At 33.3% G+C, this 17,602-nt stretch carries 16 protein-coding genes; 7 read left to right on the top strand and 9 right to left on the bottom strand.

The window, feature by feature from the left end; genetic code table 11:
* The first annotated feature begins 19 nt into the window (after positions 1 to 19).
* From mnmA to pafA, 5 genes are read left to right on the top strand one after another with little or no spacing between them, the layout of a single operon-like run.
* Positions 20 to 1,207, top strand: a complete 1,188-nt coding sequence (mnmA, locus tag NAT50_RS06160) for a tRNA 2-thiouridine(34) synthase MnmA (RefSeq protein ID WP_250592340.1) — start codon at positions 20 to 22, stop codon at positions 1,205 to 1,207.
* 57 nt (positions 1,208 to 1,264) lie between these two features.
* Positions 1,265 to 2,881: a S8 family serine peptidase gene (locus NAT50_RS06155; protein WP_250592339.1), complete on the top strand. Its 1,617-nt coding sequence runs from the start codon at positions 1,265 to 1,267 to the stop codon at positions 2,879 to 2,881.
* Between the two features lie 2 nt (positions 2,882 to 2,883).
* Entirely contained in the window at positions 2,884 to 3,822 is a 939-nt protein-coding gene (locus NAT50_RS06150; protein WP_250592338.1) for an NAD(P)H-dependent flavin oxidoreductase, read from the top strand.
* 9 nt (positions 3,823 to 3,831) lie between these two features.
* On the top strand, positions 3,832 to 4,236 hold the full coding sequence (locus NAT50_RS06145; RefSeq protein ID WP_250592337.1) for a hypothetical protein: 405 nt from the start codon (positions 3,832 to 3,834) through the stop codon (positions 4,234 to 4,236).
* On the top strand, positions 4,236 to 5,876 hold the full coding sequence (pafA, locus tag NAT50_RS06140) for an alkaline phosphatase PafA (RefSeq protein ID WP_250592336.1): 1,641 nt from the start codon (positions 4,236 to 4,238) through the stop codon (positions 5,874 to 5,876). Before NAT50_RS06145 ends, pafA begins: the two co-directional genes overlap by 1 nt.
* Before the next feature lie 449 nt (positions 5,877 to 6,325).
* On the opposite strand, the gene NAT50_RS06135 is transcribed toward pafA, so the two are convergent.
* Positions 6,326 to 7,510: an MFS transporter gene (locus NAT50_RS06135; protein WP_262918610.1), complete on the bottom strand. Its 1,185-nt coding sequence runs from the start codon at positions 7,508 to 7,510 to the stop codon at positions 6,326 to 6,328.
* A gap of 582 nt (positions 7,511 to 8,092) precedes the next feature.
* Between NAT50_RS06135 and NAT50_RS06130 the strand changes: the two genes are divergently transcribed.
* Positions 8,093 to 8,419 (top strand): hypothetical protein, encoded by a 327-nt coding sequence (locus NAT50_RS06130; protein ID WP_250592334.1) that lies wholly within the window; start codon positions 8,093 to 8,095, stop codon positions 8,417 to 8,419.
* Positions 8,420 to 9,091: 672 nt separating this feature from the next.
* On the opposite strand, the gene NAT50_RS06125 is transcribed toward NAT50_RS06130, so the two are convergent.
* The 8 genes from NAT50_RS06125 to NAT50_RS06090 form a co-directional block, all read right to left on the bottom strand.
* Positions 9,092 to 9,727: a hypothetical protein gene (locus NAT50_RS06125; protein ID WP_250592333.1), complete on the bottom strand. Its 636-nt coding sequence runs from the start codon at positions 9,725 to 9,727 to the stop codon at positions 9,092 to 9,094.
* Complete coding sequence (locus NAT50_RS06120) at positions 9,718 to 11,205, bottom strand: transglycosylase domain-containing protein (protein ID WP_250592332.1); 1,488 nt, start codon at positions 11,203 to 11,205, stop codon at positions 9,718 to 9,720. The genes NAT50_RS06125 and NAT50_RS06120 overlap by 10 nt, the downstream gene beginning before the upstream one ends.
* 72 nt (positions 11,206 to 11,277) lie before the next feature.
* The gene (locus NAT50_RS06115) at positions 11,278 to 12,423 is read right to left on the bottom strand and encodes a hypothetical protein (protein ID WP_250592331.1); all 1,146 of its coding nucleotides are present in this window, start codon (positions 12,421 to 12,423) and stop codon (positions 11,278 to 11,280) included.
* A 9-nt stretch (positions 12,424 to 12,432) separates the two neighbouring features.
* Entirely contained in the window at positions 12,433 to 12,645 is a 213-nt protein-coding gene (locus NAT50_RS06110) for a hypothetical protein (RefSeq protein ID WP_250592330.1), read from the bottom strand.
* Between the two features lie 465 nt (positions 12,646 to 13,110).
* Complete coding sequence (locus tag NAT50_RS06105) at positions 13,111 to 13,659, bottom strand: GNAT family N-acetyltransferase (RefSeq protein ID WP_250592329.1); 549 nt, start codon at positions 13,657 to 13,659, stop codon at positions 13,111 to 13,113.
* A 349-nt stretch (positions 13,660 to 14,008) separates the two neighbouring features.
* Positions 14,009 to 14,758, bottom strand: coding sequence for a zeta toxin family protein (locus NAT50_RS06100; RefSeq protein ID WP_250592328.1), 750 nt, complete (start codon positions 14,756 to 14,758; stop codon positions 14,009 to 14,011).
* A complete protein-coding gene (locus NAT50_RS06095) occupies positions 14,748 to 14,990 on the bottom strand; it encodes a hypothetical protein (protein ID WP_250592327.1) in 243 nt (80 codons plus the stop codon). Before NAT50_RS06095 ends, NAT50_RS06100 begins: the two co-directional genes overlap by 11 nt.
* Positions 14,991 to 15,473: 483 nt before the next feature.
* Entirely contained in the window at positions 15,474 to 15,683 is a 210-nt protein-coding gene (locus NAT50_RS06090; protein WP_250592326.1) for a hypothetical protein, read from the bottom strand.
* A gap of 364 nt (positions 15,684 to 16,047) precedes the next feature.
* Between NAT50_RS06090 and istA the strand changes: the two genes are divergently transcribed.
* Positions 16,048 to 17,595, top strand: a complete 1,548-nt coding sequence (istA, locus tag NAT50_RS06085; RefSeq protein WP_250592325.1) for an IS21 family transposase — start codon at positions 16,048 to 16,050, stop codon at positions 17,593 to 17,595.
* Positions 17,596 to 17,602: the final 7 nt, after the last annotated feature.

Raw genomic sequence — 17,602 nt, 5'->3', positions numbered from 1 at the left:
CATTTAAAAGCAAAACGAAATGAAACGAGTGGTTGTAGGCTTGTCAGGTGGTGTAGATTCCAGTGTGGCGGCTTATTTGTTAAAAGAGCAAGGTTATGAAGTCATTGGGCTTTTCATGAAGAATTGGCACGATGATTCGGTGACCATTTCTAACGAATGTCCTTGGCTAGAAGACAGTAATGATGCCTTATTGGTAGCCCAAAAACTTGGTATTCCGTTTCAAACCGTCGATTTGAGTGAACAATACAAAGAACGTATCGTTGATTATATGTTCAGTGAATACGAAAAAGGACGTACGCCCAACCCGGATGTTTTGTGTAATCGTGAAATCAAGTTTGATGTTTTCATGAAAATCGCCCTTTCTCTAGGTGCCGATTATGTGGCTACGGGACATTATTGCCGTAAAGGCGAAATAGAAGTCGATGGGAAACCGGTATATCAACTGTTGGCAGGAGTCGATGGTAACAAAGACCAATCGTATTTTTTATGTCAATTGTCTCAAGAGCAATTAGCCAAAGCCTTATTCCCGATTGGAGAATTGACCAAACCTCAAGTGAGGGAAATTGCGTCAAAAATGGAATTGGTAACGGCGGAGAAGAAAGATTCACAAGGACTTTGCTTTATTGGAAAGGTTCGTTTACCGGAATTTTTACAACAACAGTTACAGCCTAAAGAAGGTTTGATTTATGAAGTTTCTGCCGAAAATGAAATATTCAAGGCAGAATCGACTACTTTTCATTCGGAAGAAGATCGACTTAAATCAGAATCATCACCAATACACTATACTCCAGCAATGGCAAAAGTGGTGGGAAAACACCAAGGAGCTCATTATTATACCATCGGACAAAGAAAAGGATTGAATGTTGGTGGGACCAAAGAACCTTTGTTTATTATCGCTACCGATATTCCAACCAATGCTATCTATACCGGACAAGGACACAATCATCCCGGATTGTTCAGAAAAGCCTTGTTTGTAGCCAAGGAAGAAATACATTGGATTCGACCTGATTTGGCTTTAAAAGCAGGCCAAACAATGAAAGTAAAAGCGCGCATTCGTTACCGTCAAGAATTACAAGACGCTACCTTACTTATGTTTGATTCGGGAATGTATGTTGAGTTCGATCAACCACAATCGGCCATTACTCAAGGGCAATTTGTCTCATGGCATCTCGGCGAAGAATTAATTGGATCAGGGGTAATTTCTTAAAAACCTTGTGATTATACTGGAGCATTGTTTATATTTGAAGGATCAAAAGTGTGTATCATGAAAAACATATTCCTCAGTTTACTTCTAATTACCAGCACTGTTTTTGGTCAAAATGAAGAGGCTTGGGTCTATTTTTTGGATAAACCCAATGCGTCCCATTTTTTTAACAATCCATTGTCTGAATTAAGCCAACGTTCTCTCGATAGAAGAACAACTCAGGGAATAGCTCTCGATACCAAGGATGCGCCTCTAGAACAGACTTACCTAGATCAAATTGCAGCTTCCAATGGAATTACTGTATTGGCAAAATCAAAATGGCTTAACGGAGTGCACGTTCGGGGAACTCAAATAGCTATAGCAGCATTAAGTGCGCTCTCTTTTGTACATCGGATTCAATATGCCAATCACGCTTTAAATACGGGAGGAAGAGTAGCGTCAAAATCCGCACAACCTTATAACGTTATAAATAAAGGCTTCAATACGAAAACCGCATACAATTACGGAAGTTCGGCCACACAAATTCAAATGTTAAACGCGCAAGTATTGCACCAGCAAAATTTTACTGGAGCAGGAAAAATAGTTGCCATTATGGATGCAGGATTTCCTGGAGTGAACACGACAGAACCTTTTCAACATTTAAGAGATAACGGATTGATTTTAGGCGGTTACAATTATGTAAACCGTTCCTCCAATTTTTATATCGGACATCCTCACGGAACCATGGTGCTCTCAACGATGGGAGCCATCACGACCAATTTAGTAGGAACAGCTCCCGATGCCCATTATTATCTGTTTATTACAGAAGATGTGGCTAGCGAATCTCCGGTGGAAGAAAGTTATTGGGTGGAAGCCGCGGAACAAGCCGATAGGTTAGGAGTAGATGTTATTAATACGTCTTTAGGTTATTTTTCTTATGACAACCCTAACTATAGCTATTCCTATACACAAATGAACGGTCAGGTTTCAGTAATAGCTAGAGCTACGGATATAGCATTTTCCAGAGGAATGATTTGTGTTAGCTCTGCCGGAAATTCAGGAAGTACTACACAACCCAATATTTTGACTCCGGCAGATGCCGCAATGAATATAACAGTGGGTGCTGTAAACGCTACAGAAACTAGATCATCATTCAGTTCCATTGGACCTACGGCCGATAACCGTATCAAACCGGATGTTATGGCAATGGGTACCGCTTCGGTGGTAGCCAACGAAACAGGTACGGTACATACAGCCGATGGTACTTCCTTTGCTTCTCCAATTTTAGCAGGAGCCATCACCTCGTTTTGGTCGGCTTTTCCTTCCAAAACCAATACAGAGATCGTACAATTAATCAAAGCATCGGCAGATAGGTATTCGACTCCGGATATTTACTATGGTTACGGTATCCCGGATTTTCAAACGATGCTCAATAAAGTTTTGACAGTCAACGAAGTGGAGGATTCAAAAATGGAAATATATCCTAATCCTGTAAAAGACGTACTAACGATTGCTGTTTTAGAAGCGTCTTTGCCTGCCCAAATTGAAATTTATACTACTTTTGGACAAAAGATCATGTCACAAAGGGTAGACTACCCTAAACAAAATATTACGTTACCAACAGTACCTTCCGGAATCTATTTTTATAAGTTATCGAATGGAAAAGCTTCGGCTTCCGGAAAATTAATCAAACAATAATCATGAACAGAATAACGCAACTTTTTACTATTCAGTATCCTATTGTTCAAGGAGGAATGATTTGGAATAGTGGCTACAAACTAGCCAGCGCCGTAAGTAATGCTGGTGGTTTAGGATTGATCGGAGCAGGTTCCATGTATCCAGAAGTGCTGCGTGAGCACATTCAAAAATGCAAAAAAGCAACCGATAAACCTTTTGGGGTTAATGTCCCGATGCTTTATCCCAATATCGAAGAAATCATGCAGATTATAGTCGAAGAAGGCGTGAAAATTGTCTTTACTTCGGCAGGAAATCCTAAAACATGGACTCCTTTTTTAAAACAACACGGAATTACCGTGGTGCATGTGGTGAGTAGTTCTAAATTTGCTTTGAAGGCTCAGGAAGCTGGAGTAGATGCTATTGTAGCAGAAGGTTTTGAAGCGGGAGGACATAACGGAAGAGAAGAAACCACCACGCTGACATTAATTCCTATGGTGAAAGAGAAGATACATATTCCACTAATCGCTGCTGGAGGTATTGCCACAGGAAGAGGCATGTTGGCGGCTATGGTCTTAGGAGCAGACGGGGTGCAAATGGGAAGTCGTTTTGCAGCCTCTGAAGAAAGCTCTGCTCACGAAGCCTTCAAAAAAACTATTGTAGAGGTCGAAGAAGGAGGAACCCAGTTAACCCTAAAAGAATTGGCTCCAGTAAGACTGATTAAGAATAAATTTTATAACGATTTGCAGGAATTGTATGCCAAAGGTCCAACCAAAGAAGAATTAGAAAATCTTTTAGGGAAAAGAAGAGCAAAGCGAGGGATGTTTGAAGGAGATTTGATAGAAGGAGAATTAGAAATCGGTCAAATTGCTGGACTAATCCATGAAATTCAACCCGTGAGCCAAATTATTAAGGAAGTAGTAACCGAGTTTGAACAGGCTAAAAAAGAAGTGGCCACTTTTTAAAAATAAGAAATGAAAAAACAACTTACAATATTATTATGGGTTCTATTTTTTGGAGCAACACTGCAGGCACAAGTCTATCGATTTGAAGTGTCTGGCGTTAGTATGTCTGTAAAACAAAAAAGAACCTGGAGTGAATTTACGCCTTTTAAGCCGGCAAGATTTGTAGCAAGTTTAAACACACCGAAAAATTATATCGCCATATATTCGGAAATTGAACAATACTTTAAAATACAAAAGTATTACGACGAAAAGCAAGAAAACGGGAAACAAATTCTAGGTTTCGATTGTGTAGATTTAAACGGAGAAACCTGTTATATTGAAATTCAAACTCGAAAAAAAGAAAATATGAGTCAGTTGTATATCAATTACAACGATCGCGTATTAGTGTATAATATGAAATACCTGAAAAAATAATGAAAAAGATTGTACTTACTTTAGCCTTATTGACAATAAGTTTGGCCAATGCACAAAAGGCAGAGAAAAATAAAACTCAGGAACTGAAAAGACCGAAGTTGGTCGTAGGAATCGTAATCGATCAAATGAAAACAGAGTATCTGTATCGTTTTGCCGATGATTTTACAGAGCATGGTTTCAAACGCTTGCTACGTGAAGGATTTATGTTCCACAACATGCATTACAACTACATGCCTACGTTTACCGGACCAGGTCATGCTTCGGTTTATACGGGGACTACTCCGGCAGTTCACGGTATTGTGGGTAACGAATGGTTTAACAAAGCCATTGGAAAAGAAGTGTATTGTACGGATGATGCTTCAGTAACAATGGTAGGTGATGGTGTTGGGAACGAAGGATTAATGTCTCCTAAATTATTACAAGCAACTACGATTACAGATGAACTTCGTTTGGCAACAAATTTCAAGGGCAAAGTGATTGGAATGAGTATCAAGGATCGAGGAGCTATCTTACCAGCAGGCCATTTTGCTAACGGTGCATTTTGGTACAGCAAAACCGGTTCTTTTATTTCCAGTACTTTTTACGGTGAAAACTTACCGGCTTGGGTAGTAAAGTTCAATAATGAAAAGAACTATGAAAAATATGCCAATAAAGGTTGGGATTTGTTGCGTTCGAAAGACGTTTACAATGAAAGTTTACCGGATGACAACCCTTATGAAGGGAAATTAAACAAGAAACAAGCTTTTTTTCCGTATAACTTAGCGGAAATGACTAAACCGGGAGATGCTGGAATTTTACGCAACAGCCCTCATGGAAATACGTTGTTGGCAGATTTTGCCATGAGAGCGATTGAAGCTGAACAATTGGGGAAAGATAATGAAACCGATTTCTTAACGGTGAGTTTTTCTTCGACAGATTATATTGGACACACCTTCGGATCGCGTTCAATCGAATTACAAGATACTTATTTGCGTTTGGATGAAACCATGGGGAATTTCCTGAATTATTTAGATGCAACGGTTGGAAAAGACAATTATTTGCTGTTCATCACTGCTGACCATGCAGGAGCAGAAAATGTCAACCACTTGAAAGACAATAAATATGATGTGGAAAACAATAGCGAGAAAAACATAGAACAATCGATTGCAGAATTTCTAAAAACAACATTTGGAGATGACCTATTGCTTAATTATTCTAATTACAATGTTTTTTTAGACAAAGTGAAAATTAAAGCAAAAGGATTGGAGCTGGCAAAAGTAAAAGAAGCACTAAAAGAATTTTTGTATACTCAGAAACAAGTGAAAAGAGTATATGATGAGAGTGAAATTATAGCAGGTTCTACATCGGATATATACCTTAATTTTGTATCAAAAGGATATGACCCATCACAAAACGGAGAGTTAATTGTTATTGATAAACCGGCTTACATGCAATACATAGGCACAGGAACTTCTCACGGTTCACCGTATACCTATGACACCCATGTTCCTTGTTTATTCTACGGATGGAACATTAAAAAAGGAGAGAGTTACGATAAGAAAGAAATCACACAAATTGCTCCGACTTTGGCATTTAAATTAAAAATCTCGTTACCCAATGGTACAGAGGCCAAGGTTATGCCTGAAGTACTTACTAAATAAGAAATACGCCGTAAGGCGTATTTTTTTTGTATTGTGATATTTTGTGAGAAAAGAAAAATAGTAGTTTGCTGATAAGTTATAATATCTCATTTTCCAAATCTGCATAGTTTCTTGCTAAGATAAAATAATATTCTTTGAGAGCATACAATCAAAATCATGTTTTTTTACGCTCTTTGTAGGTACGGGAAATATTTCCGAGCTAAAGATAATGCTCTGGTTTTGTTTGCGTATATCCGAGCGATCGGGTATTTTTTTTGCATAGTTTTTCTGTGTAAACTATTCTAATTAATTTAAAAAAAATCTAACGTTTTTGGGCTTTGCTTTGGTACGTGTTTCGAAGTGCAAAACTATCAACCAGTACCGAGGTAGATAAGAAGCACAGAGCCTCAAGTTTACACGTTACACCGCTTTACACAAAACCTGTTTTATCGGCAGCTTTTCTTTTGTCGTTATGTTTCTGTTGTTCCATTTATTGGTTTTGGAATAGTTAAGAAGTAAGCAAAAACAATTAGTGTTATCGTTGCAGTCAAGGTAAATGCAATTGTTGCTCCAAATTGAAACCAAATAAGTCCTGTCAATGAACTGGCTAACATTGTGCAAATGCTTTGTAAACCAGAGAATGTACCGATTGCGGTTGCGGTATCTTTTTTGTCTGTAATGTTTGAAATCCAAGCTTTGGAAATTCCTTCTGTTGCAGCTGCATAAATGCCGTACAGAAAAAATAGACCGAAGAAGAAATAAATATTAGTGTTGATAGCCATTCCGAAGTAAACAGTTGCAAATAAAACAAGTCCAGACACGAAAATAGTTTTAAGACCAATGTTGTCAGCCATAATGCCAATTGGAAATGCAAACAAAGCGTAAATGAGATTATAAAAAATATAAACACCAATAACTGCTGTGTCGTCAAGTCCTGCTTCTTTAACTTTAAGCAACAAGAATACATCGGAACTGTTGAACAATGTAAAGATTAAAAGTCCTACTACTAATTTTTTGTATGTTGTTGGACTTTCTTTCCAATACTGTAGAAATGAAAAAAATGAAACAGTTGTTTTTGGTCTATCTGTCGTATGGTTTTTTTCTTTAAGAAAAAAGGAAGCCAAAACAGCAAAAAGACCAGGAATAAAAGCAATGTAGAAAAGTGTTTTGTAATCGTTTGGGTTGTAATATAGGTAAATCAAAGCTAATAAAGGTCCAATTGCGGCACCCAAAGTGTCCATTGAACGGTGAAAACCAAAAATTTTTCCTTTAGTTTGTGGTGTTGCTTCGTCTGACAGAATAGCGTCTCTTGCACCAGTTCGTATGCCTTTACCAAAACGGTCAATGGTTCGGGCAAAAAATACCCAAAGCGGATAAATGAAAATGGCCATCATTGGTTTTGAAATGGTACTAAAAGCATAACCGATTTGCACAAACGGAACTCGTCTACCCGAAGTGTCGGAAAGTTTGCCAAAATAACCTTTGCTAAGTCCGGCTGTTGCTTCGGCAACACCTTCAAGTATTCCAATTAGAACCACTGAAAATCCAATTGTCTTTAAATAAATTGGCATAATTGGATACAGCATTTCGCTTGCTGTGTCAGTAAGTAAACTAACTATTGATAAAATCCAAACTGTCCGTGTAATATATTTCAATTTTCTGTCTTATTATTTTGTTGTCTGTTACAGTTGCCTATAACTATTAAATACCATTGAAAATATACAACTTTTTTAAATCTTAATGGTAATTATTTCGTCTATTCTTGTAGTGTAGGATTTAGATAAATTTTCCACCTGATGGTGCGAGCGTTTTGCTCGTGCCCGTAACTAATTTAAATCAATTTCTAAAACAGTCTAGTTATCATTTCCATACTTTTTTATGGTAGTAGTCTAAAGATTCTATCATGACATCAAAATAATCTACATTAGTAAAAATAGCAATTCAATAAACTGTTGCAAAGGAGATATAATAAGCCCTTCTTTTTCTTCAAAGATATACTTTCACTCATTTTTATAAAAGTATAAAATGAAATAGTAATTTTTTAATTTCATTGTTTTATGTCGTACGAGCTAGAAGCTTCCGCTAGCATGGGTTCTGGAGAAAAAAAATCACCATTGTTCCAATAAAGACTTTAAAGTTGAACTTGTAATTTTCCACATTAAAGTTTCCTATTTCTGTATTCTTTGGGAGAAATACCGTTTCATCATTTTTTTCAATCGATATCCATTCAAGCCTTTATGAGCGTTGCTTTGGGAAGTGCCTTAGGAGCAGCAGTTTTACATCATTGGTTTATTCATATAGCCAATAAAAATTTTCAACTGATCTCATCTTCTTTTGATGGTATTAATCGTCAATTTTTGTTAACGCCTCAAGCTCAATTGGCTGAAATTTTAAACAAACAAGTGCTTATGGTATCCTTTAAAGAAACTTATGGTTTACTTGTATTGTTAAGTTTGGTTTGTATGGCGTTTTTTGTTTCTTATCGCTTTACACTATCCCCAATACAAGTGAAATATCCAAAAATACGAACCATTAAAAAGATGTTGCGCAAGGAAATAGCTTAGTAAAAATTGAGAGAAGCTGAATTAAAGAATAAAGCCTAGTGGTAAGACTAGGCTTTCTTTTACTCAGTAAAGGTGACCAATCAAAACTAATTCCTCTGCATTGCAATAACCAGTTCACTTTTTAGTCTTGATTTTTATTGTTTAAATGAAGCGATGTTATTTTCCTAAGTATCAAAGACTATTATACAATTTATAAACGATACATGTAATAAGACTTATAGATTTATGTAAGAGAGAATCAAAATTTGGTATGAAGGAACTAGACAATAATTCTCAAATTGGAAATAAATTATAATTTATTTAATAAACAAAATTAAAGAGACTATAAATAGAAATTACACCTGTACTAGTTTAATGTTTTTCACAGAAAATGTCTCGTAGCGTTTTCTTGATAAAAACGAGACCTCAATAGTGCAGATTTATAATCCGTGCTGTAAAAAAATAAAAAACAATTGGCTATTCCTGTTAGGTTGTACATTCGCAACCCAGAGTCAAGAAACCTAAAAATACAATAAGTAGGGTAGTGATTGTTATGGTAAAAGTAAATGCTCCGTTTAGGATAACTGTTTATCCCGAATCAACAACTACATCATAACTATTAAAAAAATATAATTTTATATGAGCAAAATAAATAAGTTCTATTGTTTGTGTTGAAAATGTTCTAATTCGGAATTAGTATTTTTTCAGCCACTTATCTAATAAATAAATGCTTATTAATGAAGAGATAATTATAACTATTTTAAAGAATAGATTAACTTCTGTAAAAAGATATACCAAAAGAAAAAGAATTGAAATTACAACTGAAAGAGAAATGATATATTGTAAAGAGAGTAATGTAAGGCCAATAAAACGTTTCAGTGGATTGTAGTTAGAAAATCTTCTGTAAAAACTAATTTCGTCTTGAATCTTAGAGATTTGTAAATACAAATCTTCGTCTATTTTTTTTATCGTATCTAGTAATAATTTTTCGTCGGTATTCGGATCTATTGCAATTTTAAAAGCAGAATCAAAAGTATCTTTATTTAAGTAACCGGTTTTGCCGTCTTTTAGGATTATTTCTTGAAGCTGATTTTTATAATTTAAGTTATCTTCTCCCTCGGGGAAATAAGCTATAAAGTTTAGTCTACTTTTTACTTCGGTCAAAATCTCAATCCTCTTTTCAAGAAATTTATTAAAAGTGTTTTTTGACTCTGTTATAGGGTTTTCTACTAATCCTTTTACAAGCCATGATATAAAAGCAATCAATGTAGTCAAAAGAAAAATGACTAAGTCAGGATTTGCATCTTTTAATATTGTTTCTAAATCCATTTGTAATTCTTATCGGTGTTAAAAAATGAAGAAAAGCTTCTTCTGATTTGGAATATAAACCCTCCTTCTTTAGATTCGTCATTTAACTCATTTTCGTTTCTAAGAACAGCAAATGTTAACTCAGCTTCACCTAAAATTGCGAATCGGTCTTTATTATCATTGGTTGTGCCGGTTTTTAAAAATGCATTTTCAATTGTAAAACCTAATTTGTCAGCAAAAATCCTATTAAGAATAGACAAACATTCTATTTTACTGTCAGATAAGTTTTTAGGTGAGAAAAAAGTTGAATATGCTGAAGCTAATTCAAAAAGGGATATCCCGTTTTTTGTTGCACCTAAAATACTTGAAGGGTAAAATTCTTTTTTGTCATGATTAAATATATTCGCTAAGTAACTAAGAGATTCTTCAATATTGGTATTATTAGCAGCATTTAAAAAAGTGTTGTTGTTAGAGTAGAATAACGCTTCACTTAAATTTAATTGCGACTTATAAGAGCCGACTTCTCTCACTTCCCAATTAAAATTATTTTTATAAGCATTGAATTTTTCAAATTTTGTAACACCATTATCACGTAAATAACAATATAGAAATGGTTTTAATGTTGAACCAACGTTGGATTTATAAATAAAGGGGTAGTCAGTTCCATAACTACTTGCAAAAGCAACTACCTTATTATTCTTAATAGCTATTATTGAAACAGGGTATTTAGAGTCAGAAACAAATTGTTTTGCAAAGTTTTGAATCTTTAGATCAATAGTTGATACAATTTTCTTTTTGTTTGAATCAGTATTCTCAGTTATAAAGGGAACAGAAACACTCTTAATGTTTAATAGTTGATTATTACTAATATTAAATTTAGCTTTTAAGTTTTTCTGATTTCTGTTTCTTGAAATTAGCTTTTTGTCATGTAATGAGTTACTGATGAAATGTAATCTTTTTGCAGCAATTTCGGGTTTCTGTGTGTAAAAATTAGGACCTCTAATAATGGTTAACAAATACAGAAGTTCAGATTGATTTAACTTTTCTACTTCCTTGCCAAAATAATATAATCCAGCCGCCCTAATTCCTCTCAAGTTTTTACCGAAGTATACATTATTAAAATATAGATTTAATATTTCTTCTTTTGAGTATCTTTTTTCTAGTTGGATAGCTTTTATTGTTTCTCGTACTTTTCTTAAAAGAGATTTTCGATTGTCTTTTAAAATGTTTCTTGCTAATTGTTGTGTAATGGTGCTTCCACCTTGAACAATTTTTCCGGCTTTTACATTTTCAACTAAAGCACGTGAAATGCCTTTCAAGTCAATACCATTATGCTCAAAGAAACGCTTATCTTCAATTTCAACTAAATATTCTTTGAGTCTAGAGGGAATATAATTTGTGATTGCATTGCATTCATAATCATTAGATACAACTCCAAATGGAATTTCATTATTATATTCCTTGCTGTATATTACGTATCCTTCTAGTTGTTCAGACATTAAAAAAAATCTATTTGGTAATGATTACCAAATGTAGTAAAATTCTTTTTATTGAGTCTTTTGAAATACAGTTTAAAAGTATCTATTTGAAATATATATCAAACAAAGTGAAATTATTATAAGAATGATTTTTAATGAATAAGCTTTCATTCCAATGAATTTTACTTTCTTCTCTTTTTTGAATATTTCAAAAGGAGTTATTAGCCCAATGCCAAAATTCAATGTGAAAATAATTAATACTTTGTAGAAAAATGATTTTGATAATAATTCTTGATTATACCAGCTGCTATTGAATATATTTAATGAGAATGTAAATGAAATTAAAATTGTAAGGAAAAACAAGGTTGATGCAATTTGAACCGGTATTAATAAATTCTTTTGATTGCTAAACTTCTTATTATTACTTTCCTCTTCGTCAAAACAAATATATGTACAATTTATGTTTAATATTCTGTCACCCACTATAGTAAACAGATTTCCCGGAATGTTCTTGGAAACAGTTGTCCCATCATCGTTTTTTTTATAGCGTATTGCTTTGTAAAGATGTATTTTTTCTAATTTACAGGTGTCTTGGGGGTTTAAGTCATAATCTGCAAAAAGTCCAGAATATAAAGTGGTTTCCTCACCTTTTTCACTAACTAAAATGTCTAAGTAAGTATATTTAACTTTTAGTCTATGATCTATTTCTGATGAGATATATTTTTTAAATTTTAATATTTTGCCAGAAAAAAGGTAATGCCAGTTGTTCGAAAATCTTAAAAATTTCCATCTTGTATCCCAACTAAATAGAAGAACAATTTTACTAAGGAAAAAACCAATAATTGCTGAAAAAAAATAAATTCCACCCAGAAAAGGAAGATAATCACTGTAGATGTTTTCGCTTAAACCGTCGAATTTTCCTTTTTTAGCTAGACTTATACTTTTGGTTTTATCTGTACTTTCATCACCTAATGAAGTAACAAAGTTAGTATCAAAATCGTTTAGAATATTGTCAATATTGATTCCTTGTTTGCTGAAACAGTTAAATATTGAAATAAAAAGGAGAGATAAAAGTATTCCAACAAACAAAGAATAAATGAAATTCATTACTGAATTAGTATTTATATTAATTTGTTTGGAAAATTCACCGTGGTAATAGAATCTTCTAGCTAAAAACCCTGGGATAACTAAAAAGAAAAAAATATAGATAAGCGCATAAATACCTATAGTAATTTCCATAGATATCTATTATAGAACTATTATATTATGCTTAGTGTCTTCGGAAGATCTATTCTCGTTGATTTTTTCAATGATTTCTTTAAAATCTTCATTATCATTGGCTAAGTCCCAATTATTGGAGGATACACGGGTAGTATCTGTTTCCTCGTTAATGTTTTTAAGGTCAGCAAGAACAGGGAAGAACAATTCTCCCCAATTTGTGTTTTTCAACCAATCCTTCATCTCTATAAAAAACTTTTTTGTGCCCATATCATTATAATTAACGTATAGACTTATTATTTAGTATTACAAATATAGATAAATAAAGCTACAATATATGTATTTTAACAAATATTTCTTTAGTGCTTTTTTTCATTATTTGTACTTGTGGCATTATTTCCTATTCCTCGAACTATCATTATACCCACGATACTTCCGCCAATCATAAACCTTCCCCCGCAACCAATCTCCGGCAAGTACAAAAACAATTAATCCTAAAATTTCATACAATTCCATACCCAAAAATACAATAAGTGGGGTAGTAGTGGCTATACTAAAAGTAAATGATCTGTTTTAGACAACTATTTATATTTAATGGATAATCACATCATGTTGCTATAAAAGCAAAAAGATGCTTTAAAGCATCTTTTGTATAAACGGTAAATAAGTTTCAGTTTTTCCTAAAAGCCCACTTGCTCAAAATCGTTGTTAAGAGTTTTGCTTTTTATCCTCCCAAGTTACTTTTTTCAATTCAAACCAATCTGTTGGATCGCCTTCATAATCAAAAGTTTCTTTAAAGTCAAATCCTAATTTAGTCAATACTTTTTTTGAATTCTCGTTTTTAGGGTCAGTTATTGCATAAATAGTGTCAATATTCAAATTTTTAAATCCATAATCTAAGATTGCAGTTGAAGATTCAGTTGCAAAACCTTTTCCCCAATGTTTTTTCTTAAATCGATAACCAAGCTCATAAAAATTATTATGATTGTTTAAAGACTGATTAAAATATTTTAATCCAGACCAACCAACGCACTCGTTTGTTGATTTGTCAACCACAGCCCAACGAGCTATACCGTTTTCTTGGTATTGCTTTTTTAGCATTTCAATCACTTTAGTTATTTCGTCAATTGATTGAACAGGATTATTTTCGATATACAAATGAACTTCTGGGTCGGAGTCCATTTCAAATAAATCACTCTCATCCATGTATTCTAATTCTCTTAAAATTAGCCGTTCTGTTTCTGCAAAAATTTTCATCTGTAGTTTTGTATAAAATCCTGAAAATGTAATAATTAATTTTGTAATCTGGTTAAATACGAATATAACTCTTTAAACTTTTACCTACAAAAAAAGACACCATAAAGCATCTTTCATTCCCTTTCTCTACTCAACCAGCTATCATTATAACCGGAAAAAAATCTCCTCCCGTATTCTTTTGAGTTTCCATCTTAGTATTGCTCCGCAACAGCCAATAATAATATTCTAGCTATTGTTTCATATCGTTCCATAACTCAAAAATATAGTAAGAGAGTAGTGGTGGTTATAGTAAAAGTAAAAACTAGGTTTTGGTTAACGTGAAGATTATGTTACACAAATTAGCTCTTTATTATGAAGTATAATAAGGTAGTACATAGTCTAAAAACCATTGAGGGAATTTGTCAGATTGAAGTTCCATATCATTTTTATAGAGTTCAGCTATTAATTCATTTTTCTTTCCGGAATTATCAAATAAATAAGCTCTATAACATAAAGGTAGCACTTGGTGTAGTAAATTAAGCGTTTTTGGATAACGCTCTGTTACTTTTTCTGGTGATACATCATGACCACCAAGACTTTTACGGTTTTGAACACGCGTTACATTAACATCAGGGTCATCAATACAAACAAAATATAAATAAACCTGATAGCCAGATTCAATTAAGTCTTTTATTTCCTCAACTTTTGAAGAATGGCTCATCACGGTTTCAAAACTAAAAGATTTGTTTTGTTCTAGTAGTAAATGTCTTATGAAAGCAGCAATAAAAGAGCCTTCATAGCTGTGAGTATCACTAGAATTGTCAACAATACAATTTTCTTTTATGTGAACATCAATAATATGACCTTCTTTTTCAGCTTTGGAAAAAAGAGATTCTGAAGCAGGTAATAATTTAAAAGCCTCTAAATCTTCCTGAGTTGCAGATAAACCTATAGATTCTAAATCAATTAAAGAGGTGTCTGAAAGTTTTTTTTCAAGTAAATCGGCATTAACAAAATAGCCTGTTTTTTCTTTGTATTCGTTTTGAAATTCTTCAAACAGAGTGCTTTTTCCAGAGCCGTTAGGGCCGGCAAATATGCGCACTCTTTTATTACTTGCCATGTAATACCATTCCTTTTGTTAGAACAATAGCAGGCTCTTTTCTTTCTACAATACGAACCTGTTTTTTTGTTCCATCAGGTAATTCCTCATATACAATACCATCTTCTATGTAAGTAATGGTTAAGTCTAATGCTTTTGAACGACGTACCGCATTATGACCACTAACAGTTCCTGCTTTTACAAGCAATTTTGTTTGACCATAATCTTGTCTGAAAATTTTCTTTACGCTCATAATGTATTTAGATTCTGTTTTTTTGTACTACTACAAAGATAATGAAAATCTGGTATAAGTTTAGTATAAGTACTTACTGAGATTTCGTAATCAGTTTCACCTCTAAAGGTAGTATAATTTGCATCGTTATTATCGTAGTAAAAAGTTAAGATAATCAATTTTTTTAATTTTTTAAGAGTAATATTCTTAGTCTTATCCCTAAAATTTCATGTCATTCAATAAACCAAAAATACAATAAGTAGAGTAGTGGAGTTTATGGTAAAAGTAAATGCTCCGTTTTGGATAACTGATTATTCTACATCAATAAGAATATGTAATTTGCAAAAAAAGTCAGCAAATATTGCTGACTCATATAAAGTTTTTTTTAAATCTTAGCCTAAAATTACATCTCTTTTCATAGCGTTACTTTTTTTAGTTTCTACTTTTAAGTACATCCAAATATAATACCAAAAAGTTAATTAAACAAATTATTTAATAATACTTTCAATTTACATCTAAGTTATTTCCCGATTGAAATTTCTTTGTTGTTATACAATCTTTCGATAAATAATCTTTATGAAAAACGTTATTAAAACCAGATAACGAATGTTTGGCAATGATTGTTAAACGAATAAATGACGATTCATCAGTCCAGTCTTTTTCAATATCATCTGTAGTTCTAATTCTCATTGCATGTAAATTGTGAGTGTCCATTTTGTTTTCACAGGGGATATACGCAGCAAAATTATCTTTTAGATTAATATCTGTTCCAACCAAATTTGTTCCGTTAAAATCTCCAACGGGCTTGTAGAATGTGGTTTCAATATGAATATCAAATATTTCAGATTTGGTTTGGTTTACGAATTTAAAGAAATAATTTGTTTCTCCTTTGTATTCTGGAAAAAACGGTCAAATTGACCACCACTTTCCAGTCTAAATTGACCACCGATTTCGGTGCAAACTGACCACCCAATTCCAGTCCAAATTGACCACCTAAATTTTAGGGTAAATTAGCCATTAAAAACAGTTACTTTTTTTCATGTTGTTAGCCCATACATTCGTATAAAAAATACGGATTATGGCAAACAAAGTAACAGACATGAGTAAGATTAGAAAAGTAATTAAATTTCACTGTAGTGGTAAGAGTAAGTTATTTATTAGCAATTACTTATCGCTTTCAAGAAATACGGTAAAGAAATATATTTCTTTATTTGAACTTCTAGGCTTAAGTTTTGAAGCTATTGATGCCAAAACAGATGCTGAACTTGAAGTTTTATTTTCACAGAATACTATTGAAACCATAGATCCTAGACTACAAAAGCTTTATGAATTTTTTCCACAAATGGAACGCGAACTTAAGAAAGTTGGTGTTACTGTCCAGCATATGTGGGAACGATATATTGCTATACATCCTGATGGTTTTAAGAGTTCTCAATTTAGACATCACTTTAAAATATGGAGTAAACGCGTTAATCCAGTAACGCACATGAATCACAAAGCAGGTGATAAAATGTATGTGGATTATGCTGGAAAAACACTTTCTATAGTTGATAAAGATACGGGAGAGATTAAAGAAGTACAGTTTTTTGTTGCCATATTAGGCGCAAGTCAACACACGTATGCAGAAGCTTCTATGAGCCAACAAAAAAAAGATTTTGTAGCTTCAGTAGAGAATGCTATGCGTTTTTTTGAAGGTGTTCCAGCGGCAATTGTTCCAGATAATCTAAAATCAGCCGTAATTAAGAGTAGTCGTTTTGAACCAACAATTAATGAAACCTTAGCTGATTTAGCCGAACATTACGAAACCACCATATTACCTGCAAGAGCTTACAAACCAAGAGATAAATCATTAGCAGAAGGAGCTGTAAAAATCTTATACCGAAGAATTTATGTCCATCTAAAACAAAAACAGTTTTATAGCTTAGAGGAATTAAACCAACAAATATGGGATTTATTAGATGCTCATAATCACAAAAAACTCACAGGAAGACCCTATTCTCGTTATGAATTATTTATAGAAGATGAGAAACATAAACTACGCCCATTACCTCAAGAACGCTTTGAAATCAAATACCAATCCTTTGCAACAGTAATGCAAAATGGTCATGCATTACTGAGTCAAGACAAGAGTTATTACAGTGTTCCGTACCAATACGTGAGAAAAAAAGTAAAACTTTTGTATACCAAAACTTCGGTTGAAATCTTCTACAAATACAACCGAATCGCCATTCATCCAAGAAATTACAAACCGTATGATTATACGACTATTGCGGAACATTTAGCCAGCACGCATCAGTTTGTGGCTGATTGGAGTGCTAGTCGGTTTATTGATTGGGCAAACAGTATTGACCAAGCTGTAGCGGATTATATTATCCAAATTATCGAAAGTAGAAATCATCCCGAACAAGCTTATAAAAGTTGTTTAGGGATATTGAATTTTGAAAAGAAAGTCGGAAAACAACGATTAATCAACGCTTGTAAACGTGCACTCGATTTTAGGATTTACAGTTTTAAAGCCATCCAAAACAATTTAGAAAACAATTTAGATAACGCTGAGAATGAGCAAGAAGAAGATTTTGAGTTACCCAATCACAACAACATTAGAGGGAAAAACTATTACAAATAAATTAAAA

The organism is Flavobacterium luminosum, assembly GCF_023635005.1.
Taxonomy (GTDB): domain Bacteria; phylum Bacteroidota; class Bacteroidia; order Flavobacteriales; family Flavobacteriaceae; genus Flavobacterium; species Flavobacterium luminosum.
This window is presented reverse-complemented; position numbering and strand designations above follow the sequence as displayed.